Source organism: Streptomyces sp. ISL-43, assembly GCF_018614195.1.
GTDB lineage: Bacteria > Actinomycetota > Actinomycetes > Streptomycetales > Streptomycetaceae > Streptomyces.
In genome coordinates this window covers 67,616-93,081 of the sequence record NZ_JAGGOT010000031.1, presented here as the reverse complement: position 1 = coordinate 93,081, position 25,466 = coordinate 67,616, and the positions used below count along the sequence as shown (strand labels likewise).

Below are 25,466 nucleotides of genomic sequence, written 5' to 3'. Positions count from 1 at the left end.
GAAACGGCATGGGAGATCTGCTCGCCTTCGTACTGAGCGGTCTGGTGTCCGGCGCCCTGTACGCACTGCTCGCCACCGGGCTGGTGCTGTCGTACTCGGCGTCCGGACTGTTCAACTTCGCGCACGGGGCCACCGCCTACCTGTGCGCGCTCACCTTCTACGAACTGCACTCCGGGCTGGGCTGGCCGGCCGTCCCGGCGGCGCTGCTGGTGGTCCTCGTACTGGCACCCGGGCTCGGGTGGGCGCTGGACCGGCTGATGTTCAGGCGGCTCGCGCAGGTCGGCGAAACGGCGCAGATCGTCGCGACCATCGGCCTGCTGGTGGCGCTGCCGGCGGCCGGTCTCTGGGCGGTGGAACTGCTGGCCGAGGCGGGCGCCCCGCTCAAGCCGGCGGAGAACCAGTTCGGGCTGCCGGGGGTGGGGCCGAGCCCCGCCGAGTCCTGGCAGCTCACCGCCGACGTCGGCATCGACTCCGACCAGCTGATCACCTGGGTGGCCACGGCCCTTGTCGCGGTGGCCCTGTGGGTGCTGATGCGGCACACCCGGCTGGGGCTGCGGCTGCGGGCCGCCGTCGACAACCGCTCGCTCACCGAACTGCGCGGGATCGACGCCGACCGGCTGTCGTCGGTGGCGTGGATGATCGCGTCGGGACTGGCCGGGCTGGCCGGGGTGCTGGCGACGCCGCTGCTGGGGCTGTCGGCGCACGACTTCACACTGTTCCTGTTCGTGTCGGCCACGGCGGCCGTGATCGGGCGGTTCGCCTCCGTCCCCCTCGCGTTCGCCGGCGGGCTGGGTCTGGGGGTGCTGCAGAACCTGGTCGTCGGCTACGCCTCCTTCGCCGACTCCATCACCGGGTTCAGGACGGCCGTGCCCTTCCTGATCCTCTTCGGCGGGCTGCTCGTCCTCACCCGGCGGGCGCGCGCCGCCGGGACCGCCGCGGTGGACACGGCCTCGGTGGACCACCTGGCCGGGGCCGCGTGGGGACGGCGGTGGGGGGTGTGGGCCGCGCTGGGCGTGGCCCTGGGCGTCGCGTTCTACACCGTGACCACGCCGTTCTGGAGCGGGCTCCTCGCTCAAGGGCTCGCGCTGGCCCTGGTGTTCATGTCCTTCACGGTGGTGACCGGACTCGGCGCGATGGTCTCGCTGGCCCAGGGCACCTTCGTGACCGGCGCCGCGCTGGTGGCCGGGCTGCTGATGAGCCGCGGTTGGCCCTTCATCGCGGCGCTGGCGGTCGGGACCTGCGTGGCCGCCGTACTGGGGGCGCTGGTCGCGCTGCCCGCGCTGCGCCTCGGCGGGCGGTCCCTGGCGCTGGCGACGCTGGCGCTGGCCTTCCTCGCGGACCAGGTGCTGTTCCAGATGCGGTGGCTGCGCAACGGGGACTCGGGGTGGTCGATCCCGCGGCCCGTGATCGGGCCGGTGGACCTCTCCGACGACCGGGCGCTGGGAGTGGCACTCGTGGTCCTGGTCGCCCTCGTCGCGGCCGGGCTGAGCGCGCTGCGGAACTCGCCGTCGGGACGGGCGATGCTCGCCGTACGGTCGGCTCCCGCGGCCGCGATGGCCTCCGGCGTGTCCGTGCTGCGGACCAAGCTGCTGCTGTTCACGCTGTCGGCGGGGCTTGCCGGGTTCGGGGGCGTGATGTACGCCTCGTACAACACCCGCGTCACGGCGACCGACTTCACGGCGATGACCGGGCTGGTGTGGCTGGCGGTGGTCGTGGCGGCGGGGGTCCGGCGGCCGCAGTACGCGGTGGTGGCGGGGCTGGTCTTCGCGGTCGCTCCGCGGGTCATGGCGGACTACGTGACGGAGTCGGCGCATCTGCCGGTGATCCTGTTCGGGCTGGCGGGGTTGGCCTTGGCCAACGATCCGGACGGGTATTGCGCGGCCGTTCCGGTGCGGTTGGCGAAACGCCGGACCGCGGCCGCGGCCGGTCCCGTGACCGCAGCCGGGGCCGGAGCCGGGGCCCGAGCCGGAGCCGGAGTCCTTCCCGCGGCCAGGGCAGGCGGCGGGGTCGGGGTGGGCCCCGCGGGGGACGAGCCCCCCGCAGGGGCCGCGCCAACCCCCGCCCTGGAGCTGCGCGGCGTGACGGCGGGCTACGACGGCGGACTCGTGTTGCACGGGGTGGATCTCGTCGTGCGGCGGGGGGAGATCCTGGCGGTGCTCGGGCCCAACGGGGCCGGGAAGAGCACCGCCTGCCGGGTGGCGGCCGGGGCGCTGCCCGTCATCGGCGGAGCCGTCCACGTGAACGGGCGGGACGCCACGCGCGACGGTGCCGTACGGCGCTCCCGGGCCGGAGTGCTGCTCGCGCCCGAGGGGCGGGGGATCTTCCCCGCGCTCAGCATCGAGGAGAACCTTGCCCTCTATCTGAGGGACGGGGACGAGCGGGACGCCGTCTACGACCGGTTCCCCCGGCTCCGCGAGCGGCGCTCCGTCGCCGCCGGCGCGCTGTCCGGCGGGGAGCAGCAGATGCTGGCCCTCGCTCCGCTGCTGCAGCGCCCGCCCGAGGTCCTGATCGCGGACGAGCCCTCGCTCGGGCTGGCCCCGCGCGTGGTGGACGAGGTGTACGGGCTGCTCACCGAGCTCCGTGACGCCGGGACCGCGCTGCTGCTGGTGGAGGAGAAGGCGGCCGAGATCCTCGGGATCGCCGACACCGTCGCCTACCTCTCCCAGGGCCGGGTCTCCTGGTGCGGCCCGCGCTCCGAGGTGGAGACGGACCGGTTGACCGAGGCCTATCTGGGGATGGCGACATGACGACGGAGCGCTACGTGCTGGAGGCCTCCGGCATCAGTGTCCGCTTCGGCGGGGTGAAGGCGCTGACCGGCGTCGACCTCGGGGTGCGGGCCGGCGAGGTGTGCGGGCTGATCGGGCCGAACGGGGCCGGGAAGACCACGCTGTTCGACGTCCTGTCCGGGATCCGCCGCCCCGACCAGGGGCGGATGCTGCTGGACGGGGCGGACATCACCCGCCGCTCGCCGGTCTGGCGGGCCCGGCACGGGATGCGCCGGACGTTTCAGCGCCAGCAGTTGTTCGGGCAGCTCAGCGTGACCGACAACGTCCTCGTCGCCCAGGAGTGGCGGGGCGGTGGCGGCGGTTTCGCCGCCGATCTGGTCGCTTCGCCCGCCCGGCGCCGCCGGGAGCGGGAGCGGCGGGAGCGGGCCGCGCGGGTACTGGCGGACTGCGGCATCGGCGCGCTCGGGGCCTCGTACGCCGGCGGTCTGCCGGTGGGGCGGGCCCGGATGGTGGAGCTGGCGCGCGCCGTGGCCGATCCTCCCCGGGTGCTGCTGCTGGACGAGCCCGCCTCGGGCATGTCGGCGCCCGAGCGCGAACGGCTGGCCGCGGTCGTGCGCCGGCTCGCGGAGGAGGAGGGCTGTGCGGTGCTGCTGGTCGAGCACAACGTCGCCTTCGTGATGGACCTTTGCACCCGGGTGGTCGTCCTGGACCTGGGGAGCGTGCTCGCCGAGGGCACGGCCGCCGAGGTACGGGGCAACGCGCTGGTCCGGGAGGCGTACCTGGGTGCCTAGTGCCGTGGCCGGTCGCAGCACTAGGCGGGGCCTGGTTCACCCGTACGGCGGGAATAGGCCACCCCGGGGTCCGGTTGTCGCCGGTCGTACGTGCACCCCGTACCAACGCGACGAACCGAGGGAACGACCCGACGTGAACCAGGTCCCCAACCAGGTACCCGCCATCAAGCTCAACAACGGCACGCTCATGCCCCAGCTCGGCTTCGGCGTCTGGCGGGTTCCGGACGCCGAGGCGGAGCGGGCCGTCGGCTCCGCGCTGGAGGCGGGGTACCGCAGCATCGACACCGCCGCCATCTACGGCAACGAGGCGGGCACCGGCAAAGCCATCGCCGCCTCCGGCGTGCCGCGCGAGGAGCTGTTCGTCACCACGAAGCTGTGGAACGGCAAGTCCGAGACCTGGGGCCGGGACAACGTGCTGCGCGAGTTCGACGCCTCGCTCGCCAAGCTGGGACTCGACGAGATCGACCTGTACCTGATCCACTGGCCGCGCCCGATGCGCGACGACTTCGTCGCCATCTGGAAGGCCTTCGAGGAGATCGCGGCGAGCGGCCGCGCCAAGGCCGTCGGCGTGTCCAACTTCCGCCCCGCCGACCTGGAGCGGCTCGGCGCCGAGAGCTCCCTGGTCCCGGCCGTGAACCAGATCGAGCTGCACCCGCTCCTCCCGCAGGCCGAACTGCGCGCCGTGCACGCGCGTCTCGGCATCGCCACCGAGGCCTGGTCCCCGCTCGGCCAGGGCAAGGACCTCCTCACGCTGCCCGCCGTCACCGCGATCGCCGCCAAGCACGGCCGCTCGGCCGCGCAGGTGGTACTGCGCTGGCACCTCCAGCTCGGGAACATCGTGATCCCGAAGTCCGTGACCCCGTCCCGGATCCGGGAGAACCTGGACGTCTTCGGCTTCGAGCTGGACGCGACGGACATCGCCGCGCTGGACGCCCTGGGCGCGGGCGCCTCGGGCCGCCGGATCGGTCCCGACCCGGCCGAGTTCGACTTCTGAGCCGCGTGAGCCCCATAGATCCCGTGAACCCCATAGATCCCGTGAACCCCGTGAACCCTGTGAGCCCCATGAACCCCGATTCGGCGCGGCGGCGGCCGCCGGACGGCGTGTACCGGATCCGCAACGTCGCCAGTGGGCTGCTGCTCCAGGTCGAGAGCGGCAACCGGGTGGGCGTCGGACCGGACGGCGAGCCGGCCGCGTCCCGGCAGTGGGAGGTCGCGCCGGTCCACAGCGGCGGCGGGATCTTCCACGTGGTCAGCGTGCACAACGGCAAGCGGCTCGACGTCGCGAACGCGTCGACCGAGAGCGGCACCCGCGTCCAGGTGTGGAAGGCCAATGCCTTCGGGGCCCAGGAGTGGGTCGTCGAGGAGCACCTCGACGACCCCGGTGTCGTCTCGCTGATCGCCGCAATCAGCGGTCTGCCGCTGGAGGCGGACGCGCAGGGCGGTGCCCGCCAGTGCGAGGACGAGGACTCGCCCTCGCAGTGGTGGCGCCTGGAGCCCGTCTGACCGTCAGCTGCGTACGAAGCCGCGCAGCCGGTACTCCGGCTCCGCCCGCGCGGTATCCGGCCCGGGCAGGAGTTCCAGCCGGTCCGCGAGCTCGCGCGGGGTGATCCCGCGCGTGCGGACCCGTGAGGCGTACTGCCCGGCGAGCAGCGCGGCGGCGCTCCCGCGCGGGGTGCGCCCCTGTCCGTGCCCGGTGAACCGGGCTTCGCCGGCGGGGCGCAGGCCCGCCGCTGCGGCGTAGCCGGTGACGGCCCGCGTGGAGTCGGCGGGGGTGGGGGTGAGGTGCGGCGCGAGCACCTCGTCGATGTCGCTGCCGACGTCGTGGGCGGAGTCCTTGTCGACGGTGGTGACGAACACCCCGCCGGGCCGCAGCACCCGGCCGGCCTCGGCGACCACGGCGGCCACCGCCCCCGGTGCGCGCAGCAGGTGCAGCAGCCAGACCGCGCTCACCGCGTCGAGCGAACCCGGGCGGACGGGGAGCCGGGTCCCGGAGGCGAGTACCACCGCAACCCCCCGGGAGTACGCCATGGCGGCCATCCCGTACGAGGCGTCGGCGCCGAGGACGCGCAGCGCGGGGCGGGCGGCGGCGATCCGGGTGGTGACGATGCCGGTGCCGCAGCCGAGGTCGAGCAGTGTCCGGGTGGTGGGCGGGAGCAGGCCGAGGACCCCCGCGGCGGCGGCCTCGGCGCGCGGGGCGCCGCCGCGCGTGGCGTCGTAGGCCTCGGCCTCGGCGTCGTAGTCGAGCAGGGGGCGCGCCATCGGCATCAGGCGGCGCCGTGGGCGGGGGCGAGGGATTCGACGCGCTCGGCGAGAGTGAAGTCGGCGTCGGTGACGGCGTCTCCGGCGTCGTGCGTGTTCACGGCGACGCGGACGGTGTTGTAGCCGAGGGTGAGGTCGGAGTGGTGGTTCAGCTCCTCCTGCACCGCGGCGATGTGGGTGACGAGGGCGCTCGCCGCGAAGTGGCTGCCCAGCCGGTAGGTGCGGATGATCCGGTCGTCCTCGAAGGCCCAGCCGGGGAGTTCCCGCAACCGGTCCTCGATCTCCTTCTGCGAAAGCGGCTCTCGCGACATCCGCAGGCTCCTTCCCCGTATGCGTACGCGTGCCCGTACGCGACTGCCCGATTGACCTGACGTGAAGTCAAGGTTCGCACAGCGCGGGCCACAGGGAAGGTTTCGCGCCATAGTGCGTGCGGGTACTTCCGCGCCTTCCGTGACCACCGCGCCGCCCATATGCTCCTGCGCCGGACGTGACTGTTACCGCCGGTAATACAGCCGGGTATCGAGGGGACACCATCGTGACGCGCACAGGCAATTCCAGGCGCACGTTCATCGCGGGGGCCGCGGCCACCGCGGGTGCGTTAACCGGCGGCGGGGCCCTCGCGGCCCCCGCCCGAGCCGCCCAGGCCGCCCCCGCCGGAGCGGCGGCGACCGCCGCCTCCGCGGCGGGCGAGCGCCGCGTCGCCGTCCTCGGCGGCGGGGTCGCGGGCCTGACCGCCGCACACGAGCTGGCCGAACGCGGCTACGCCGTCACCGTGTACGAGCGCCGCGCGCTCGGCGGCAAGGCCCGCAGTATGGACGTCCCCGGCAGTGGGCGCGGCGGCCGCCGCCCGCTCCCCGCCGAGCACGGCTTCCGCTTCATCCCGGGGATCTACCACAACCTGCCCGACACGATGCGGCGCATCCCCTTCCCGGGCAACGCCAACGGCGTCTGGGACAACCTGACCGCCCCGCGCGAGATGATGTTCGCCCGCGCGGCCGGCCGCGAGGATCTGCGCGCGCCCATCCCGTGGCCCGGCCACTCCGCCGCCGAGCTGACCCCCGACGAGCTGCGCCGGGCCCTCACCGGCATCCTCCAGTCGCTGGTCCGCCTCCCGCTCCACGAGACGGCGTACTTCGTCGACCGCGCGCTCGTCTTCCTCACCAGCTGCGACGAACGGCGCAACGAGCAGTGGGAGCGCACCCCTTGGTGGGAGTTCACCCGGGCCGCGCAGATGTCGAGCGAGTACCAGCGCATCCTCGCCATCGGCGTCACGCGCAACATCGTGGCGACCAAGGCCGAGGAGGCCTCCACCCGTACCGTCGGCGCGCTCGGCGAGGCCTTCGTCTTCAACCTGCTGGGGCTGGGCGCGGACGGCCCGCCGGACCGCATCCTGAACCTGCCGACCAACGAGGCGTGGATCGACCCGTGGGAGACCCATCTGCGGTCGCTGGGCGTCGAGTTCCAGATCGGCTGGACGGTGCGCGAGGTGCGGTACGGGGACGGCCGCGTGAGCGGGGTCGTCGTCGAGGACCCGGCAGGCGCCGTACGGACCGTCACCGCCGACCACTACGTCAGCGCGCTGCCCGTCGAGCACGCCCGCCGCACCTGGAGTCCCGCGCTGCGGGCTGCCGACCCGATGCTGGGACGGTGCGACAAGCTGGAGACCGACTGGATGACAGGCATCCAGTTCTACCTCACCGAGCGCGCGCCCCTCGTCCACGGGCACCTCAACTGCATCGACTCGCCTTGGTCGTTGACGGCGATCCAGCAGGCCGAGCACTGGCCTGCGCGCGATTTCCCCGCCGACTACGGGGACGGCGTCGCCGTGGACTGCCTGTCGGTGGACATCTCCGAATGGGACAAGCCCGGGATCCTGTACGGGAAGACGGCCAAGCAGTGCACGCGCGAGGAGATCGCCCGCGAGGTGTGGGCGCAGCTGAAGGCATCACTCAACGACACCGGCAAGACGCTGCTGTCGGACGGGAAGCTGCACTCGTGGTTCCTCGACCCGGGGGTGGACGGGACCGGCACGCCGAACCCCACCAACCAGGACCAGCTGCTGATCCACCCGACCGGCACCTTCCACAACCGGCCGAGCGCGGGAACCCGCATCCCCAACTTCTTCCTCAGCGGGGACTACGTGTCCGTCGACATCGACCTCGCGACGATGGAGGGCGCCAACGCGTCGGCGCGCGCCGCCGTCAACTCCCTCCTGGACCACGACGGTTCGAAGGCGGGCCGGTGCACGGTCCGGCCGCTCTACCGGGCCCCGGCGGTGGAGGCCTTCAAGCGCAACGACCTGTGGCGCTACCGGCTCGGCCTGCGCAACGCCTTCGACCTGGGCTGAGCCGGCTGGGACAGGGGGTGTTCCCCGGAAGCCCGCGACGCCGCGGAGATCCGAGAAACACCCCCTAAGGTCGTGTCATGACGACTGCGACGGTGGGCGCCCTGCTGCGCACGTGGCGGGAGCGGCGCGGGATCAGCCAGCTGGAGCTGGCGGGCCGCGCCGACTCCTCCTCCCGGCACATCAGTTTCGTGGAGACCGGCCGCTCCCGGCCGAGCGAGGAGATGGTGCTGCGGCTCGCCGACCGGCTGGACGTGCCGATGCGGGACCGCAACGCCCTGCTGCTGGCGGCCGGTTACGCGCCCCGGTACGCGCACACCCCGCTGGACGACCCCTCGATGGGGGTGCTGCGCGAGGGGCTGGAGCGGCTGCTCACCGGTTACGAGCCGTATCCGGCGCTGGTGGTGGACGCGAGGTACGACGTGGTGGCGGCCAACCGGGGCGTCATGATGCTGATGGAGGGGCTGCCCGAGCACCTGCTCGCCGGTCCGCTCAACGCGATGCGGCTGACCCTGCACCCACAGGGCCTCGCCCCGCGGATCCACAACCTGAGGGAATGGCGGGGGCACCTGCTGGCCCAGATGGAGCGGCAGATCGCGCTGGTCCGCTCGGCGCCGCTGCGCGCGCTGTACGAGGAGGTGGCCGCGTACCCGGTACCGGAGCGGCCCGGCGACAGCGAACCGGAGGAAGCGGTGCCGTACATCGCGCTGCCGCTGCGGATCGAGCACGACGGACACCTGCTCTCCTTCGTCTCCTCCATCTCCACCTTCAACACGCCGATGGACGTGACCGTCGCCGAGCTGGCCATCGAGACCCTGCTGCCGGCGGACCCGGCGACGGTGAAGTACCTGCGGTCAGTGGCGCCCTGAGCCGGCGCGCAGCGCGAGCTGCTGCAGGAGCGCGAAGCCGGCGACGGTGAGCGCCTGCGCCGGGATCCACACCGCCCCGGCGGCGGTGGGGGTGAACCAGACGACGAGGGCGACCAGGCTGAGCGCGGCCCAGGCGTAGTTGGCCTCGATGACGAGCTTCACCGGGAAGGCCGGGGGCTGCCGGCGCGAGGCCAGCCAGCCGACGCCGGCGCCGTAGAGCACCAGGAGGACGCCGAGCTCCAGCAGCAGGCCCTGCCCGACGCCGAGCAGCCGGCCGAGCGGGGCGGAGAAGGCGGCGTAGGCGAGGCCGTTGCCGGCGGTGACGACGGCGTCGAGGGCGAGCACGCGGCGCAGCGCCGCCTGCGGGACGGCGGTGCGGGCTACGGCGGTGAGCAGGGCTGCGGACATGGCGGATCAGCCTCCGTCGAGGATCGAATGCGCTGGTGGGGTACGGGTGGCCCGGGCCCCGGAGCCGAGTGCGCGGCCCCGGAACCCGATGGCTCCACTGTGCCGCCGGGGCCCGGGCCGGGTCGATTACCTCCGAGGTCATGCCCGTCGACGGGTGCCCGGCGTCCCCACACTTTTTGAGATGGAGGGAAGGAAAGGTTGCGAGTCGGCCTGTCACGCCACGGAACCGGGGGCTAGGCTTCACACAGAGCAACCAGATCGAACCTTCTCTCTACTGACGGAGAAACATCCGGTGCGTGCGGCCTCCAGACCCGACCTCACCGCGGCCTGGGGCCGCGTCGTGGCGTTGGCGGAGCGGCGCGGCCAGGATCCGGAGCAGGTGCTCGCCGTGGATCGGCTCGGTCACCTTTCCGGAGTCGAACCGGCGCGCATTCCGCGGGTGCTGGCCGGCACCGCCGCCGAACTGCCGCTGTGCGAGCGGGTGCACGAGCGTTTCCTGCGGTTGCGCGCCACCCGCCTCGACAAGCACGGCCGCGAGTGGCCGCTCGCCGCCATCGCCGAGGACTTCGACGCCCCCGGCGCCTCCCTCGGTCCGCTCAACGCGGGCACCGGGCTGCCCCGGCTCGGCCACGCGGCCGGCGTACAGCGGTTCTTCGGGGTCTACGCCGGCTTCCTCCTCGCCGACAGCAAGAGCGCGGTGGAGCGGGCCCTCGCCCTCACGGAGCCCGGGTCCGGGTCCGGATCCGGATCCCGCAGCCGGGCGGCAGGCGCCGGCGACGACCTCGAACACCTCTCGTACCTCACCGGCATCACCCCGCAGAACATCCGGCTCACCCTCGACGGGAACCCGCCCAGGCTCCCCCTGAAAGAGCAGGTGCGCAGCCGGTTCGAGCACCTGCGCCGCACCCGCCCCCGGGAGGACGGGCAGGCCCACTCCCTCTCCGCCATAGCCGGTTCCTTCGACGCGTCGGGCCAGTCCCTGACCCGCCTCGCCCAGGGCGAGGGGCTGCCCAACCTCGCGGCGGCCGCCGGGATCCAGCGCTTCTACGGGGTCGAGGGCGGATTCCTGCTGGCCGACGACACCGAGGCGCTGGCCGCGGCCCTCACCGGGATCGAGCGCGAACTGCGGTCCGCGGAGCGGCCCGCCGAGAATCCGATGCTCGCCGTGATGCGGGCGCACGACGTGCACAGCATCGTCACCCGGGCCGGCCGGCTCTCCCCGGCCGGCTGGAAGTCGCTGGCCGACCACCTGGACGATCTGCTCGCGCGGGAGGGACAGCTCGCCCGCGCGGCCGTGCCCGCGGCGCGCCGCGCGGACGACCGCAGAACCGCCGGCCCCCGTACCGACGCCGCCGCGGCGGACGACGGCGGCACGGCTGACAAGGGCGCCGCGGCCGGCGCCGCCGTGACCGACGGCCACGAAGCCGTCGACCGCACCGACCACGCAGGAACCGCCGAGGGGGAAGCGCGATGAGGACCACACGGGCCATGCGGAGGCTCGGTGACGACCTGCAGGCGGCCGCGGACCTGACCCCGCCCGCCGAGGCCGCCGACATCATCGGGGCGCTCTGCGCCGCCTACGGGCGCGTGCGCGGCGGGCGCCCGGTCGAGTTCCGGTTCGCCTCCTTCCCTCCCGACACGGCCAGCGGGCTGTGGCTCGGGCTGGAGGAGCGCGACCTCCTGGTCATCGAGGAGCGCACCCGGCCCGAACACCAGCTCGTCATCGCCTGCCACGAGCTCTGGCACGTGGACGAGGGCACCTGCGACCGCCACGGCCCTGGCATGGCCGTGGCCGCCCGGCTGACGGCCCGCCACGGCGGCCTCGCCGCGCTGCTGGGCTCCGAGCGGGGGCTGGGCTCGGTCGTCCGGCAGGCCGCCGCCCGTGCCGACCGGGAGGATCCGGCGGAGGTCCGCGCGGAGACCTTCGGACTGCACCTCGGCAAGATCCTCAAAACATTCCTCCCACCACCCCGGGAGGAACAGGTCCCCGAAGCGATCGAACGGATCAAGAGCTCGTTCGGCTGGGGACGTTGAGCGCGGCCCCGGTGACCACACCCGGCGGCTGACCGCTGCCCTCCCCGCCGACGCCCTTCCTCCGCCGATGCGTCTTCGCACGGCCTGACAGAGAGCACCACACGATGACCCAGTCTTCCCCGCTCCGGCACGCCGTCGTCATCGGCGGCAGCCTGTCCGGCCTGCTCGCGGCAGCCGTTCTCGCCGAGCACGCGACGGTCACGATCATCGAGGCGGACACCCTGCCGGACGGCCCCGAGCCGCGCCGCGGACTCCCCCAGGCGCGGCACACCCACCTCCTGTGGTCGGGCGGCGCGCGCGCCATCGAGGAGATCCTGCCCGGCATCACCGACGACTGGACGGCCGCCGGCGCCTTCCGCCGCAGCCTGCCCACCGACCTGGTCAGCAAGACCGCCCAGGGCTGGCTGCCGCGCCACGGCGAGATGCAGTTCAACATCTCCTGCAGCCGCGACCTGCTCGACTCGGTGATCCGCTCCCGCGTCATCGGGCTGGCCGGCGTCACCACCCTCCAGCAGAGCCGGGTCCGGGGCCTGGAGGGCACGGCCGACCGGATCACCGGGGTCCGGGTGGACACCGGCGGGAGAGAGAACCGCCTGGTCACCGCCGATCTCGTGGTCGACGCCAGCGGCCGCGGATCCCGGGCCCGCACCTGGCTGGAGGCGCTCGGCGTGAGCGGCCTCAAGGAGGCCGGGGTGGACTCCGGGCTCGTCTACGCGACCCGCATCTTCGAGGCGCCCGAAGGCGCCCACGCCATGGGTTTCCCCATCATCAACGTGCAGTCCGACCCCCGGGTGCCCGTACCCGGCCGGACCGCGACGATCGTCCCGATCGAGAACGGCCACTGGCAGGCCACCCTGTCCGGCACCCGCGGCGGCCAGCCCACCGCCGACCCCGAGGCATTCATCCCGTTCGCCAAGGGGGTCCGCGATCCCATCGTCGGCGAGCTCCTCGAAGGCAAGAAGCCGCTGACCGACGTCTCCGTCACCCAGGGCACCGCCAACCGCCGGATCTTCTTCGAGAAGGCCGACCTCCCCGACGGCTTCTTCGCCGTCGGGGACTCCGTCGCCACCTTCAACCCGCTCTACGGCCAGGGCATGACGGTCGCCGCCCAGGGCCTGCTGGCCGTCCGTACGCTGCTGCGCGCCAAGGGCCTCTCGCACCCGGCCATCGGCCGCGAGGCGCAGCGGGCCATCGCCCCGCAGGTGGCCGTCGCCTGGGACCTCGCCACCTCGCAGGACATCCTGTACCCGGGCGCCACCGGCATGAAGCCGCGCGCCGGGGCCGGCCTGCTCAACGGGTACGTGGAGCGGCTGATGACCGGCGCCACGACCAAGGCGTCGCTCACCGCCGCCCTGCTCCAGGTCATCACCATGAACCGGGCGCCCACGTACTGGGTGCGCCCGGACGTGGTCTGGGAGGTGCTGCGCGCCTCCCGGCGGGGCGCCCTGAAGGCCGCGCCGCTGACGGCCGCCGAGCGGACCGTCGCGGGCCTGGACCAGGACGGGCCGGCCGCGGCCCCCGCCGGGCAGGCCCGATGATCGAAAGCCTCGTCCTCTACGTGCCGGGCGTGGTGATCGCCACGGCACTGATCGTCAAGGCGCCGACGTTACGACGCGGCTGGGACCAACCCCTCATGCGCGCCGTGTGCACGCTCCTCGTCGTGGGCTCGCTCGCCGTGTTCCTCTCGGCGCCCCCGACCATCGTCGCCGTCAACAGGCTGACCGGGGTCGTCAACTTCTCGGCCCCGCTCGTGTACGGCCTGCTCACCGCCTTCTCCGGCGCCTGCATCGTGCTGATCCTGCACTGGAGCGGCCCCCCGAGCCCGGGCGTGCGCCGGGCCACCCGCCTGACCGTGGCCGCGTACGGAGCCGTGACGGTGGCGATCGTCGCCCTGTTCGTCCTGGGCGAGGCGCCGGTCGAACGGCTGCGGGACATGGACACGTACTACGCCGACACGCCGTGGATCCGCGAGATGATCATCTGCTACCTGTCGGCGCACACCGTGGGCAGCACCGCGCTCACGGTGCTGTGCTGGAAGTGGCTGCGCCGCCTGGACCCGTCGATGCGCCCGCTGCGCACGGGACTCGCCGTGCTGATGTCCGGCGGCGTGTTCGACCTGGCCTTCCTCGTCGTGAAGTGGACGGCGATGGCCGCGCACTGGGGCGGCGGGGACCTGGACTACCTGTCCACCTACGTCGCACCGCCGCTGGGCGCCGCCGCGGCCCTGCTGGTGGGGGCCGGGTTCATCGTGCCGCTGGTCGGCGGTTCGGCGCCCTGGCGGGACTACAGCCGCTACCGGCGGCTGCGGCCGCTGTGGGCGGCGCTGCGCGGGTTCTCCCCGTGCGGGATGCGGCCCGTGCCGCTGACCTGGTGGTCGCCGGTCGGGATCCGGCTGATCCACCGCGAATCGGTGATCGACGACGGCATCCTGGCGCTCGTGTACTGGTTCGACGCCGCCGTGCGCGAAGAGGCGTACGGGACCGCGCGCGCCCAGGGCCGGACCGAGGAGGAGGCCGCCCTGGTGGCGGACGCGGCCATGCTCGCGGCGGCGTGCCAGCGCCGGGCGGCGGCCGACCGGGTGGGCGCCCGCGCGGACGACGCCGGGCCCGGCCGCGACGGCCCGTACCGCTTGGACTCCCGGCCGCTGACCGAGCTGGCCCGGGAGTTCCACGCCTCCCCGATCGTGGCCGAGGCCCGCCGCCAGGCGGCGGGGGCCTGACCACGGGCCCGGCGGGGACTACGGGGTCCGGCCGGCCCCGCGGGGTCCCGGCGGGGTCCCGGCGGGGCCCCAGGCGGACCCTGCGGGCCTGTGGGCCCTGCGGGGGCGCCGGCCGGGTTCCCGGGGACCTGGGCCGCCGTCGGAGCCCGCGAACGCGCCTTGGTGGCGCTCGCCGGCCGGGGTCAGAGGTCCGCGAGGGCCAGGCCGGCCTGGGCGGCCGCCGCCTGGACGGTCTGCTCCAGCAGCACCGCGATGGTCATCGGGCCGACGCCGCCGGGTACAGGGGTGATCAGCGAGGCGCGGGCGGCGGCCGACTCGAAGTGGACGTCGCCGACGTTGCCCTCGTTGTACCCGGCGTCCAGGACCACGGCGCCCGGCTTGATGTCCTCGCCCCGGATGAACTCGGCCTTGCCGACGGCGGCGACGAGCACGTCCGCCTGGCGCACGATGGACGGGAGGTCCACGGTGCGCGAGTGGCAGTAGGTGACGGTGGCGTTCTGCTCCAGGAGGAGCATCCCGGCGGGCTTGCCCAGGATCGCGCTGCGGCCGACGACCACGGCGTGCTTGCCGGTCAGGTCCACGTCGTAGGCCTCCAGCAGGCGCATGATGCCGCCGGGGGTGCAGGAGACGAAGCCCGGCAGCCCGAAGCCCATGGCGGCGAAGGAGTGCATGGTGACCCCGTCGACGTCCTTGCCGGGGGCGATGGCCTCGAAGGCGGCGCGCTCGTCGATGTGGTGCGGGACGGGGTGCTGGAGCAGGATCCCGCTGATCTCCGGGTCCTCGGAGAGCGCGGTGAGGGTGGCCACCAGCTCCTCCGTGGTGGTCGCGGCCGGCAGCTCCACGTGACGGGAGGTGATCCCGGCCTTGGCGCAGCGGTTCTGCTTCATGCGCACGTAGGTGACGGACGCGGGGTCCTCGCCGACCAGCACGGTCGCCAGGCAGGGCGCGGTGCCGGTGCGCTCGGTGATCTTCGCGGCGTAGCCGGCGGTCTGCTCCGAGATGCGGCGGGCGAGGGCGGTTCCGTCCATCAGCCGGGCGGTCCGCTCCGGCTGGGGCTGGTCGCTCTGGGCGCCGGGAACGGTCTGGGCAGTCGTCATGGGGTCTCCTGAGCGTCGCTGCGGGATCGCGGTTCGCCCAGGCGCGCGGCAGTCGACGTACGGAGGCACGCCGGGCCGCTCCCCGGTGGTGATCCACCCGAACGCCAGTCACGGCCCGCCGCCCAGTGTAGGCGAACCCCCGGAGCTCCCCGCGGCGCCCCCGGCGCCGGGAATCCGGTGGATGAGCGGCGTCCCGCCTGGGACGATCGAGACATGACTCCCACCTTTGACCATCTCGTCGCGGAGGCCGAGTCCGTGTCCGTGGACGGCTGGGACTTCGCCTGGCTCGACGGACGCGCCAGCGAGCAGCGCCCCTCGTGGGGCTACCAGCGCCTCCTGGGGACGCACCTGGCCGAGGTCCGCTCCGCCCTGGACATCCAGACCGGCGGCGGCGAGGTGCTCGCCGGGGCCGGGCCCCTGCCCCCGCTGACGGCGGCCACCGAGGCCTGGCCGCCGAACATCGACAAGGCGACGCGGCTGCTGCACCCGCTCGGCGCGGTGGTGGTCGCGGACTCCGACGAGCCCCCGCTGCCGTTCGGCGACGAGGCCTTCGAGTTCGTCTGCAGCCGGCATCCGGTCACGATCTGGTGGGACGAGATCGCGCGGGTGCTGCGGCCCGGCGGCACGTACTTCTCCCAGCAGGTCGGTCCGGCGAGCGTCTTCGAGCTGGTCGAGTACTTCCTGGGCCCCCAACCGCAGGAGGTCCGGCGCGGCCGGCACCCCGACGACGCGGTCGCCGACGCCACGAAGGCCGGGCTGGAGGTCGTCGATCTGCGCTCGGAGCGGCTGCGGACGGAGTTCCACGACATCGGAGCCGTGATCTACTTTCTACGGAAGGTGATCTGGATGGTGCCCGGTTTCACAGTCGGGCACTTTCGGGACCGCTTGCGCGAGCTCCACGAACAGATCGAACGCGACGGCCCGTTCGTCGCGCACACCGCCCGATTCCTCATCGAGGCCCGCAAAACGGGCTGACAAAATGGGCGGACGCGGCCACCACCGAACGGTTGCCCGGTCACAGCGTGGCGCAGGTCACTCAATTCAACGCGTAACGAATCGACTCGGGCATGCGATGAACCGACAGGTGTCCTCGTGCGGCCCGGAATACAGACCCCCCTCGGGTCTGTTTCCCAAGTTCGCGCGATGATGTCCCGCCACCCCTTATCTGTTCGCAACGAGAGGCTCCTTGTGTCGCTCAGCCCGTCCCGTACGTTCCCCACGGAGATCGCCGAATCCGAGGCCCTGGTCGCGCTTGTCGAGCGCGGCCGCGAGCAGGGTCACATCAACGGTGATGACGTGCGCCAGGCCTTCGAGGCCGGCCGCATCCCGGTGGACCAGTGGAAGCGGGTCCTGCGCAGCCTGAACCAGGTCCTGGACGAGGAGGGCGTCGCGCTGCACGTCAGCGCCGCGCCCGCCACGAAGGTTGCCGCCAAGAAGCCGCGCAAGGCGGCCGCCGCTCCGGCTCGCGCCGTCACCAAGAAGGCCGCCGCCCCGCCGCGCCTCATCGGCGCGCGCAAGACGGCGGCACCCGCCACCGCCGCGGCGATATCCGACCCGTCGGCCTCCGGCACCGAGGAGGAGGTGGCGGCCGAGGCCGCCGCCGCGCCGAAGAAGCGGACGGTCAAGAAGACCGCCGCGAAGAAGACGGCCGTGAAGAAGACGGCCGCGACGAAGAAGACCAAGGACGGCGACGAGGCCGAGCCCGCCGCGGCCGAGGGCGAGGACTGGGCGGCCGAGGACCTCGACGACGACGCCGAGAAGGAGACGCCCAAGACCGGCGGCAGCGCGGGCTTCGTCCTGTCCGACGACGACGAGGACGACGCCCCGGCGCAGACGGTCATGGTCGCCGGCGCCACCGCCGACCCCGTCAAGGACTACCTCAAGCTCATCGGCAAGGTGCCGCTGCTCAACGCCGAGCAGGAGGTCGAGCTCGCCAAGCGGATCGAGGCCGGTCTCTTCTCCGAGTACAAGCTCGAAGAGGAGGAGGACCACAAGCCCGCCTTCAAGCGCGAGCTGGAGATCCTGGTCGAGGACGGCCGTCGCGCCAAGAACCACCTGCTGGAGGCCAACCTCCGCCTCGTGGTCTCCCTCGCCAAGCGCTACACCGGCCGCGGCATGCTCTTCCTGGACCTGATCCAGGAAGGCAACGTCGGTCTGATCCGCGCCGTGGAGAAGTTCGACTACACCAAGGGCTTCAAGTTCTCCACGTACGCGACCTGGTGGATCCGGCAGGCGATCACGCGTGCCATGGCCGACCAGTCGCGCACCATCCGCATCCCCGTCCACATGGTCGAGATCATCAACAAGCTGGCCCGCGTCCAGCGCCAGATGCTCCAGGACCTGGGCCGCGAGCCCACCCCGGAGGAGCTGGGCAAGGAACTCGACATGACCCCCGAGAAGGTCATCGAGGTCCAGAAGTACGGCCGCGAGCCGATCTCCCTGCACACCCCGCTGGGTGAGGAGGGCGACAGCGAGTTCGGTGACCTCATCGAGGACTCCGAGGCGGTCGTCCCGGCCGACGCCGTGAGCTTCACTTTCCTCCAGGAGCAGCTCCAGTCGATCCTGGGCACGCTCTCGGAGCGCGAGGCGGGCGTGGTCTCCATGCGCTACGGCCTCAACGACGGCCAGCCGAAGACCCTCGACGAGATCGGCCGCGTGTACGGGGTCACCCGTGAGCGCATCCGCCAGATCGAGTCGAAGACCATGTCGAAGCTCCGTCACCCGTCGCGCTCGCAGGTGCTGCGCGACTACCTCGACTGACAGGGCCCGCGCCCTCGGGCCGGTCGGAAGACGGGCCCCCGTGGCGTGACGGCAGGGAGGCACCCTGCGGAACCAGGAAGGCGTGCTCGCGCCGGATCCGCAGGGTGTCGGTCCACCCGTGCGTGATCACCGGCGCCGGGGGCCCCGGACGACCGCGGTGAGGCCGGGTTCAGGCCGGGTTCAGGCCGCGGAGTGCTCCAGCAGGTGCTTCAGCTTCTCCTCGCTCCGGGGCATCTCCTTGCGGACCATGGGCTTGACCGCGAGGGGGACCAGCGCCCTGCCCATGCCGTGGCCCTCGAAGTCGACGGCAATGGTGACGCGTGAGCGGGTCCCGCCGTCGAGGGGTTCGATCCGGCCCCGCACGTCCGGCCGGACCGGCCCGTCGACGCCGTGGATGTGCCAGCTCCTCGGCGGGTCGAGTTCCATGAACTCCATGGTCGTGGGCATCCTCCGCTTGCCGATCTGCCGGGTGACGACCACCTTCGAACCGACGTGGACGGGGAGGTCACCCATGGGAACGGCGGATACGGCGCTGTCCTGCCACTCCGGCAGGTGCGTGGGGTCCGTGATGTAGGCGTAGACGTCCTCGGGCCGACGGTCGATGTCGATGCTGTTGCTGATCGCGGACATGGCACCCCTTAGAGCCCCCCTGGCTGTCCTCTCCTTCCAAATTACGCCGCCGGGCCCGCACCCGCGCGTCACTTCGTCACCGGACCCCGCGGGCGGCGCGGGCGTCGGCTACGGCGCCGGGGGCGGCTCCGCGGCCTTGGCCGCCGGCACCGCCGGAGGCAGCGGCACCTGGGGGCCGTCCGCCTCGCGGAGCCAGTGGCGCAGGACCTCGTGCACCGCCTCCGCGCCCACCAGTTCCCCGCCCGGCCGGGGCCCCGGCTCGGACAGCTCCGCCGGCCACATCAGGAACGGGTGCCCCTGTTCCCCGCCCAGCCCGCCGTGCGAGCCGATCTGCTCCTCGAAGGCGTGCACCGTGCCCGTCACCGGGTCGTACGCCGAGTTCACCATCACGTCGGCCACGTGCGGGAAGGTGTCGGTCCGCCGGACCGCCTGCGCCGCGCCCGGCCCGAAGCGCGCCAGCAGCTCCTCCGCCGCGCCGGGCTCGTCCAGCCGCGCCTCGGCTCCGTCCGGCCCCAGCACCACGCCGTCGACCAGCAGGAACCCGATACCGGGATGGTTCGCCAGGGTCGCCAGCAGCGCCGGGTGCGCGCGGTCGATCCGCTCCCGCGAAGCCCGGCCGGGCAGGTCCGGGAAGGAGATCAGCCCGAGGTTGCCCGACGCGAGCACCACCGGGTCCGGGCCGGGCCCGGGGTGCGCCTCCTCGGCCGCCTCCTCGACCGGCCGGTGCAGGGCGGCCAGTACGGCGGCGCGCGCCTCCGCCCCGCTGTGCGTACGGCCGGCCCGCCGGGACACCGGCAGCCCGCAGCCGGCCCGCACCAGGTCCTTCAAGGTGAGGCCGTAGCAGCCGAGGAAGGTCTCCCCCGGGCTCTGGCCGTGGTCCGAGAGCAGCACGATCCGGTACTCCCGCGGGGCGTGCTCGGCGACCCGCGCGATGAGGGCGAGGCTGCGGTCGAGCCGGGCGAGCACCTGGTCGGTGTCCCGGGCGCGCGGGCCCGAGTGGTGGGCGACCTCGTCGTAGGCGACGAGGTCGGCGTAGACCGCGGCGCGCCCGGCCAGCATGTCGCCGATCACCGCGGCGACGACCACGTCCCGCTCCACCACGGTCGCGAAGGCCCGGATCAGCGGGTAGAGCCCGCCGCGCGCGATGCGCGGCCGGTCCCCGCGCAGGCGGCCGCGTACCGACTGGGTGATCTCGCGGACCACCTCGGCGACGAAGGAGAGAGCGGTGCGCACGGCGTTCGCCGGGTCGGAGAAGTAGGCGAAGTAGCCCGCGCGGGAACGGTTGTCCCGGCCCCGCCGCGCGGATACGGACAGGACGAGGGCCAGTTGGTCCGCGCCGCCGCTGAAGAGGTTCCCGCGGCTGGCGCCGTCGAGGGTGAGCAGGCCGCCGTCCCCGGTGCGCTCGATCGCGCGCCGCTGGAGCTCGGCGGCGCTGGTGGGCCGGTTGCAGACCACCACGTCGCCGGTGTCCTTCTCGTACCAGCGGAAGGCCGGGACGTCGAAGTTGGAGCCGTGCAGGATGCCGAGCTGGCTGGCGCCGGTCTGGCTGGACCAGTCGGTCCGCCAGGAGGTGAGGCGGTGGGTGCGGTCGAGCCAGTCGGCCACCGTCGGCATCAGTCCGCTGCCCGACGCGTGGCGCAGCACCTCGTAGCCGACCCCGTCGAGCTGGAGGAAGACCAGGCCGGGCGCGGCCTCCCCGGCGCCGGGCCGTCCCTCGCGGCGCTGCCTGCGCCGGCGCCGGTCGGCCAGCCGGTACAGGCGCCGCCGGTAGGCCTCGTCGTCGCGTACGGCCAGCGAGGTGGAGGTCGCGGAGGCGACGGCGGACATCACCGCGGCGACGACCACCGCCGTCTCGGGGGCCGCCGCGCCGCGCCCGGCCGGGATCAGGCTGAGGGCTATGAGCAGCAAGGAGCCGTTGAGGAAGAAGACCAGCAGGCCGAGCACCAGGGCCGGCACGAGCAGCAGGGCGCGTACGAGAACCGGCCAGACGAGGGCGCTCAGCAGACCGAACGCCCCGGCGCCGATGGCGGCCGTCAGCCCGATCTGCGTGATGCTGTCGCGGTCGCCGCTGGCGTCGGCCTGGAGCCGGAAGTCGGGGAGGATGCCGGCCAGGGCGAGCATGGTGAGGGTGGACACCGCCCATACGATGACCACCCGCACCAGGGCGCTGCCCGCACTCCGCCACCGGCCTCGCGACACACCCGCACCCGCCTCACCGCCGTGGCCCGCACCGCGCCGCCGGGCCCCCGTCCCACCCATCCAGGCTCGCACAACGGGGCCCGCCCGGGCGGATGACACAGGTGGCGGATGTGCGTACGGGAGGCGGCGGTCCGGGTCCGCTCGGCCCAGGCCTAGGTGCCGTCGTAGCCGGCGGTCGGCATGGAGAGCCGGCGGTGTACCTCGGCCTTCATCGCGGAGGTGTACCTCGGCTCGTCGAGACCGGCGGTTTCCAGCCGTACCCCGCGCCGCTCGCACTCGGCGGTGAACTCCTCCACGGAGCGCAGCGCGCGGGCCAGCACCCGGTGGTTGGCGGTGACGAACAGGTCGACGCGGCCGGCGTCGACGTCGTTCCACAGTCCGCAGTGGTCGGCGCGCAGCCCGTAGACGAGGAGTTGCCGGGTCACCACGTAGCCCCGGCCGGCGGCCCAGCGGGCGCACATGGCGTGCTGGCTCCGGGTGTCGACGGCGAAGGGATCGGCGTCCAGATCCTCTAGCGGGGCCAGGCTGGCGATCGCGGCCACGCGGAGCTCATCCATGCCGCCCGACCCTACTCCGATACGCCGGCGGGGAGGAGGGGGCGTGGAGGGCCGGTTCCGGGCGGATCCAGCGGGCAGCCTTTAGGCTCGACGGGAGCGGGACGAGGGAGGGAGACCTGGTACCGGTGGAGATCACCTGGTGGGGCCATGCCACGTGCACCGTCGAGGACTCCGGTGTCCGGCTGCTGACGGACCCGCTGTTCGCGCGGCGGCTCGCGCACCTGCGGCGCCGCCGGGGAGCGGTGCCCCCGCCGGAGGCGGCGGTCGCGGACGCCGTGCTCGTCTCGCACCTGCACTCCGACCACCTGCATCTGCCGTCGCTGGCGCGGCTGTCGCCCGGGACCCGGCTGCTGGTGCCCCGTGGGGCACGGCGGGCGGTCCCGGGGCTGGCCCGGGTCGCACGGCTGCGGGGGCTGGCGGTCTCGGAGATGGTGCCGGGCGATGCGGTGGCGGTGGGCGGTGCCGGCGGCGGTGCGGGCGGCGTACGGGTACGGGCGGTCAGCGCGCGGCACGACGGGCGGCGGCTGCCGATCGGCCCGCAGATCGCGCCGGCGCTCGGTTACGTGATCGAGGGCTCGGCCCGGACCTACTTCGCCGGGGACACCGGGCTGTTCGACTCGATGGCCCGCGAGGTCGGGCCGGTGGACGTGGCCCTGCTGCCGGTGGGCGGCTGGGGGCCGTACCTGGGTCCGGGCCACCTCGACGCGGCGCGCGCGGCGCGGGCTCTGGCCATGCTGGCGCCGGCGGCGGCGGTTCCGGTGCACTGGGGGACGTACTGGCCGATCGGGATGGACGCGGTGCGGCCGCACGAATTCCACGCGCCGGGCGAGGAGTTCGTTCGGTGTGCGCTGCGGGAGGCGCCGAAGGTGACGGTACGGGTGCCCGCGCACGGCGAGCGGGTGCGGTTGCCGTGACGACCCCCTCGCCCCTGCACTGCCTCGCGGCGACGGCCGGACAGGTCCCGCCCGAGACGACACAACAGGCCGTCGGCTACCCGGCGTTGTTCGTCCTGGTCGCGCTCGGGGCGCTGGTGCCGGTCATTCCGACGGGCGCGCTGGTGAGCACGGCGGCGGTCGTGGCGCTCCACCAGGGCACTCCGTCCCTGACCCTCTCGCTGGTCTTCCTCGTCGCCGCCCTGGCCGCGTTCGCCGGGGACCTGGCGCTGTACTGGCTGGGCGGGCGCGGGGTCCGCTCGCGCAACGGCTCGCGCCGGCTGGAGGCTTTGCGCCGCCGGGCGACCCCCGAACGCCTCACCCAGGCCCAGCGGAAGCTGGACGAGCACGGCGTACTGGTCCTGGTGGTCTCCCGCCTGGTCCCGGCGGGGCGGATCCCGGTGATGCTGGCCTGCCTCCTCGCGGAGCTACCGCTCCGCCGCTTCGCACGCGGCGACGCCCCCGCCTGCCTGGCCTGGGCGGCGACCTACGGCCTGATCGGCATCCTGGGCGGCTCCCTGTTCTCGGAGCCTTGGAAGGGCGTGGCCCTGGCGGTGGCCCTCACCCTCGCCATCAGCACGGCCCCGACCTTGTGGCGCCGCCTCCGCGCATGACCTGGCCGGTCGTCCAACCCGACCCCGGACGGGCCCGCCCGCCCCGCAGCCCGGGGCGTCAAGAAGGGAGCGCGCGGGAAGCGCCGATCGGGAGGTCCCAGAGGGACTCGCGGGGCAGGCCCGCGCGGGTCCAGGCCGCCCGCACCCGGTGCAGGGGCTCCATCACCGGCTCCGCGGACAGGGCGAAGGTCGCCCAGTGCATGGGCGCCATCCTCCGGGCCCCCAGGTCGACGCAGGCCCGTACCGCCTCCTCCGGGTCGGCGTGGACATCGCGCAGCCACCACCGCGGGGCGTACGCCCCGACGGGGAGCAGCGCGAGGTCGATCCCGGGGTGCCTGCGGCCGATCTCGCCGAACCAGTGCCCGTAACCGGTGTCGCCCGCGAAGTAGACCTTCCTCGGCGTCCCGGCCAGCGGGTCGGTGAGGATCCAGCCGCCCCACAGCGTGCGGCACGTGTCGATCAGGGACCGCTTCGACCAGTGGTGCGCCGGTACGAACTCGAACCGCACGCCGCGCAGTTCGGCCGATTCCCACCAGTCGAGCTCGGTGACACGGGTGAATCCCCGGCGTCGGCACCAGCGGGCGAGGCCGGCCGGGACGAAGAGGGCGGTGTGGCGGGGCAGCCGTTTCAGCGTCGGCGCGTCGAGGTGGTCGTAGTGGTTGTGGCTGATCACCACCGCGTCGACCGGCGGCAGTTCCTCCCACCGGACCCCGACGGGGGTCATCCGCGCCGGGGTACCGAGGATCCGCCGCGACCAGACGGGGTCGGTGAGTACGGTCAGGCCGCCGATCCACAGGATCCAGCTGGCGTGCCCGGCCCAGGTGACGGACACCGTCCCGGCGGTGACGACGGGCAGCGGAGCGGGCTCGTACGGAAGGTCCGGGATGCCGCGCAGCCCCTCGGGGCCGGGCCGGAAGGCGCCCTCGCGGGCGAGCCGGGCGAACGCGCGCAGTCCCGGCAGAGGTGTGGTCAGCCGGTCCGCGAACGAGCGTGGCCACACCCGGTGTTCGCCCAGCGGGCGCACCACCGGCAGGGGTGGCGCCGGCCGGACCGGTGCGTGACGGACCGATGCGTGGCGGACCGGTGCGTGGCGGACGGCGCCGGCCGCACGGGCGCCGACGGCGGCGCGCTCGGCGACGGGACCTGCCGCGCGGGAGTCCTCAGGGGCCTGCGCGCCGGAGTCCGCGGGTGCGTCCGCCTGATCCCTCATCGAGAAGTCTCCGTTCACCGGCGGGAGTCGGGGTTTCAGTCGGACAGCCCGGCCAGGACCGACCGGAGCCGTTCCAGCGAGCCCCGTACGTGGGGCAGTTCGAGGGGGTCGGCCGCGGTGAGCGCGGCGAGCCGCTCCTCCGGGGTGGCGCCGAGCAGCGGCCCGGTGGACAGCCGGACCCGCAGGGCCACCGGTTCGTCCGCGAACCGCTGCCCGCCGGGCGTCGGCGCGCCGAGCCGGCCGCCCAGCCAGTCCTCCAGTTCCATCGCGTCGCCGACGCCCTGCCGGGCGAGCCCCGCCCGCAGGGGCGTCAGGTCGGCGTAGAGGTGCCGGCCGGCCTGCGGGGGCCGGGCCAGCGCCCCGACGGCCAGCAGCTCCCGGTGCGCGGCGGCCGCCACCGTGCCGTGCAGGGTGGCGGCCGAGGCGGCGCGTCCGGCGACGGCGGCGGGCTCGTCGAGGGCGTGTGCGGCGGCCCCGGCGACGGGTCCCGCGACGAATCCGCCGGTCGCCGTGAGCACGTCGAGGGTGCGGGCCCGCAGCCAGGTGCCGTGCGGGGTGCCGGGGAAGCGGACGACGGCGGCGGGCCAGCCGGCGGGCAGCAGCGCTCCGGACAGGTCGAGGAGGACGGCGGTCTCGTCGGGCAGCATCTCGGCGGGGCTGAGGACGAGGGTGCCGTGCGCCCGTTCGGCAGCCCCGCCGACACCCCGGCCCGCGCCCACGTCCGCGCCGCGGCGCGCGGGGCGGTGGACGGTGTCCCGCCAGGTCTCGTCGCTGATGACGAACAGCCCGGCCGACGCGGCGGCCTCGCAGGCCTCCCGCAGCAGCTCGGGCGGCGGCACGGTGGCCGTCGGGTCGTCGGCCACGGACAGCAGCAGCACCCGCGGGTCACCGCCCTCGGCACGCACCCGGCGCACGGTCTCCAGCAGGGCGTAGGGGTCGGGTACGCCGCCGCACTCGGCCGGGGTCGGCACGTGGTACGCCCGCCGTCCCAGCAGCCGGACCTGCGGGGTCCACCAGGCGGGACAGGGTCGGGGCAGCATGACGTCGCCGCCGTACGCGCCGAGCAGCGCGAGCAGCAGTGCCGGCGCACCGGCTCCGGCGGCCACGTGGTCGGGGTCGGTCGCCAGCCCCCGCCGGCCCCAGTGCCGGGCCGCGGCGGCCCGTACGGGCACTCCTCCGCCCGGGGGCTCCGGCGCCGAACGCCAGGCGGCCGCCGCGAGGACGGCCGTGAGCTCGGGCAGGACGGGCAGGCCGGGCTGGGGAGCGTGCGGGCCGTAGCGGACCGGACCGCGGCCCTCGGCCGTCGTGCGCTGGATC

The 25,466-nt window shown here is 74.0% G+C and carries 23 protein-coding genes and 1 riboswitch; of the genes, 14 read left to right on the top strand and 9 right to left on the bottom strand.

Annotated elements, in window-relative coordinates; all coding sequences use genetic code 11:
- Window positions 1-8 precede the first annotated feature (8 nt).
- The 4 genes from J7F03_RS18390 to J7F03_RS18375 all read left to right on the top strand — a co-directional run bounded on the left by J7F03_RS18390 (window position 9) and on the right by J7F03_RS18375 (window position 5,020).
- A complete protein-coding gene (locus J7F03_RS18390) occupies window positions 9-2,747 on the top strand; it encodes an ATP-binding cassette domain-containing protein (protein ID WP_214950697.1) in 2,739 nt (912 codons plus the stop codon).
- Complete coding sequence (locus J7F03_RS18385; protein WP_214950696.1) at window positions 2,744-3,517, top strand: ABC transporter ATP-binding protein; 774 nt, start codon at window positions 2,744-2,746, stop codon at window positions 3,515-3,517. The genes J7F03_RS18390 and J7F03_RS18385 overlap by 4 nt, the downstream gene beginning before the upstream one ends.
- Window positions 3,518-3,704: 187 nt before the next feature.
- The gene (locus J7F03_RS18380) at window positions 3,705-4,511 is read left to right on the top strand and encodes an aldo/keto reductase (RefSeq protein ID WP_214950746.1); all 807 of its coding nucleotides are present in this window, start codon (window positions 3,705-3,707) and stop codon (window positions 4,509-4,511) included.
- Window positions 4,512-4,579: 68 nt separating this feature from the next.
- On the top strand, window positions 4,580-5,020 hold the full coding sequence (locus tag J7F03_RS18375; RefSeq protein ID WP_214950694.1) for an RICIN domain-containing protein: 441 nt from the start codon (window positions 4,580-4,582) through the stop codon (window positions 5,018-5,020).
- A gap of 3 nt (window positions 5,021-5,023) precedes the next feature.
- On the opposite strand, the gene J7F03_RS18370 is transcribed toward J7F03_RS18375, so the two are convergent.
- Complete coding sequence (locus J7F03_RS18370) at window positions 5,024-5,764, bottom strand: class I SAM-dependent methyltransferase (protein ID WP_214950744.1); 741 nt, start codon at window positions 5,762-5,764, stop codon at window positions 5,024-5,026.
- A gap of 17 nt (window positions 5,765-5,781) precedes the next feature.
- Entirely contained in the window at window positions 5,782-6,087 is a 306-nt protein-coding gene (locus tag J7F03_RS18365; RefSeq protein ID WP_214950692.1) for a 4a-hydroxytetrahydrobiopterin dehydratase, read from the bottom strand.
- A 224-nt stretch (window positions 6,088-6,311) separates the two neighbouring features.
- On the opposite strand from J7F03_RS18365, the gene J7F03_RS18360 reads away from it, so the two are divergent.
- Together J7F03_RS18360 and J7F03_RS18355 are read left to right on the top strand one after the other, a co-directional pair.
- Window positions 6,312-8,123, top strand: coding sequence for an FAD-dependent oxidoreductase (locus J7F03_RS18360; protein WP_214950690.1), 1,812 nt, complete (start codon window positions 6,312-6,314; stop codon window positions 8,121-8,123).
- A 77-nt stretch (window positions 8,124-8,200) separates the two neighbouring features.
- Entirely contained in the window at window positions 8,201-8,989 is a 789-nt protein-coding gene (locus tag J7F03_RS18355; protein WP_214950688.1) for a helix-turn-helix domain-containing protein, read from the top strand.
- Here the strand turns inward: J7F03_RS18355 and J7F03_RS18350 are convergent.
- Window positions 8,975-9,397, bottom strand: a complete 423-nt coding sequence (locus J7F03_RS18350) for a hypothetical protein (protein ID WP_214950686.1) — start codon at window positions 9,395-9,397, stop codon at window positions 8,975-8,977. The genes J7F03_RS18355 and J7F03_RS18350 overlap by 15 nt on opposite strands.
- A 292-nt stretch (window positions 9,398-9,689) precedes the next feature.
- Between J7F03_RS18350 and J7F03_RS18345 the strand changes: the two genes are divergently transcribed.
- The 4 genes from J7F03_RS18345 to J7F03_RS18330 all read left to right on the top strand — a co-directional run bounded on the left by J7F03_RS18345 (window position 9,690) and on the right by J7F03_RS18330 (window position 14,150).
- On the top strand, window positions 9,690-10,871 hold the full coding sequence (locus J7F03_RS18345) for a hypothetical protein (protein ID WP_214950684.1): 1,182 nt from the start codon (window positions 9,690-9,692) through the stop codon (window positions 10,869-10,871).
- On the top strand, window positions 10,868-11,431 hold the full coding sequence (locus J7F03_RS18340) for a toxin-antitoxin system, toxin component (protein WP_214950682.1): 564 nt from the start codon (window positions 10,868-10,870) through the stop codon (window positions 11,429-11,431). Before J7F03_RS18345 ends, J7F03_RS18340 begins: the two co-directional genes overlap by 4 nt.
- Before the next feature lie 104 nt (window positions 11,432-11,535).
- Window positions 11,536-12,969, top strand: a complete 1,434-nt coding sequence (locus J7F03_RS18335; RefSeq protein WP_214950680.1) for an NAD(P)/FAD-dependent oxidoreductase — start codon at window positions 11,536-11,538, stop codon at window positions 12,967-12,969.
- Window positions 12,966-14,150 (top strand): MAB_1171c family putative transporter, encoded by a 1,185-nt coding sequence (locus J7F03_RS18330; protein ID WP_214950678.1) that lies wholly within the window; start codon window positions 12,966-12,968, stop codon window positions 14,148-14,150. The genes J7F03_RS18335 and J7F03_RS18330 overlap by 4 nt, the downstream gene beginning before the upstream one ends.
- A gap of 182 nt (window positions 14,151-14,332) precedes the next feature.
- Here the strand turns inward: J7F03_RS18330 and J7F03_RS18325 are convergent, their stop codons facing one another.
- Complete coding sequence (locus tag J7F03_RS18325) at window positions 14,333-15,247, bottom strand: bifunctional 5,10-methylenetetrahydrofolate dehydrogenase/5,10-methenyltetrahydrofolate cyclohydrolase (protein ID WP_285440470.1); 915 nt, start codon at window positions 15,245-15,247, stop codon at window positions 14,333-14,335.
- A 28-nt stretch (window positions 15,248-15,275) separates the two neighbouring features.
- Window positions 15,276-15,369: riboswitch (ZMP/ZTP riboswitch) on the bottom strand.
- Window positions 15,370-15,460: 91 nt separating this feature from the next.
- Between J7F03_RS18325 and J7F03_RS18320 the strand changes: the two genes are divergently transcribed.
- Entirely contained in the window at window positions 15,461-16,222 is a 762-nt protein-coding gene (locus J7F03_RS18320) for a methyltransferase domain-containing protein (protein ID WP_214950676.1), read from the top strand.
- A 213-nt stretch (window positions 16,223-16,435) separates the two neighbouring features.
- Window positions 16,436-18,007 carry an RNA polymerase sigma factor gene (locus tag J7F03_RS18315; protein WP_214950674.1) on the top strand — a complete coding sequence of 524 codons (1,572 nt, stop codon included), beginning with the start codon at window positions 16,436-16,438 and terminating at the stop codon, window positions 18,005-18,007.
- A gap of 180 nt (window positions 18,008-18,187) precedes the next feature.
- Here J7F03_RS18315 and J7F03_RS18310 read toward each other — a convergent pair whose 3' ends face one another.
- The 3 genes from J7F03_RS18310 to J7F03_RS18300 all read right to left on the bottom strand — a co-directional run bounded on the left by J7F03_RS18310 (window position 18,188) and on the right by J7F03_RS18300 (window position 21,393).
- Window positions 18,188-18,637 (bottom strand): SRPBCC family protein, encoded by a 450-nt coding sequence (locus J7F03_RS18310; RefSeq protein ID WP_214950672.1) that lies wholly within the window; start codon window positions 18,635-18,637, stop codon window positions 18,188-18,190.
- 108 nt (window positions 18,638-18,745) lie between these two features.
- A complete protein-coding gene (locus J7F03_RS18305) occupies window positions 18,746-20,836 on the bottom strand; it encodes a phage holin family protein (protein WP_214950670.1) in 2,091 nt (696 codons plus the stop codon).
- A 152-nt stretch (window positions 20,837-20,988) separates the two neighbouring features.
- Window positions 20,989-21,393: a hypothetical protein gene (locus J7F03_RS18300; RefSeq protein WP_214950668.1), complete on the bottom strand. Its 405-nt coding sequence runs from the start codon at window positions 21,391-21,393 to the stop codon at window positions 20,989-20,991.
- A gap of 125 nt (window positions 21,394-21,518) precedes the next feature.
- Between J7F03_RS18300 and J7F03_RS18295 the strand changes: the two genes are divergently transcribed.
- Entirely contained in the window at window positions 21,519-22,307 is a 789-nt protein-coding gene (locus tag J7F03_RS18295; RefSeq protein ID WP_214950665.1) for an MBL fold metallo-hydrolase, read from the top strand.
- Window positions 22,304-22,939: a DedA family protein gene (locus J7F03_RS18290; protein WP_214950664.1), complete on the top strand. Its 636-nt coding sequence runs from the start codon at window positions 22,304-22,306 to the stop codon at window positions 22,937-22,939. The genes J7F03_RS18295 and J7F03_RS18290 overlap by 4 nt, the downstream gene beginning before the upstream one ends.
- A gap of 58 nt (window positions 22,940-22,997) precedes the next feature.
- Here the strand turns inward: J7F03_RS18290 and J7F03_RS18285 are convergent, their stop codons facing one another.
- Both J7F03_RS18285 and J7F03_RS18280 read right to left on the bottom strand, forming a co-directional pair.
- Window positions 22,998-24,149, bottom strand: a complete 1,152-nt coding sequence (locus J7F03_RS18285) for an MBL fold metallo-hydrolase (protein ID WP_214950663.1) — start codon at window positions 24,147-24,149, stop codon at window positions 22,998-23,000.
- A 35-nt stretch (window positions 24,150-24,184) separates the two neighbouring features.
- Window positions 24,185-25,465 (bottom strand): aminotransferase class I/II-fold pyridoxal phosphate-dependent enzyme, encoded by a 1,281-nt coding sequence (locus J7F03_RS18280; protein ID WP_214950740.1) that lies wholly within the window; start codon window positions 25,463-25,465, stop codon window positions 24,185-24,187.
- Window position 25,466 lies beyond the last annotated feature (1 nt).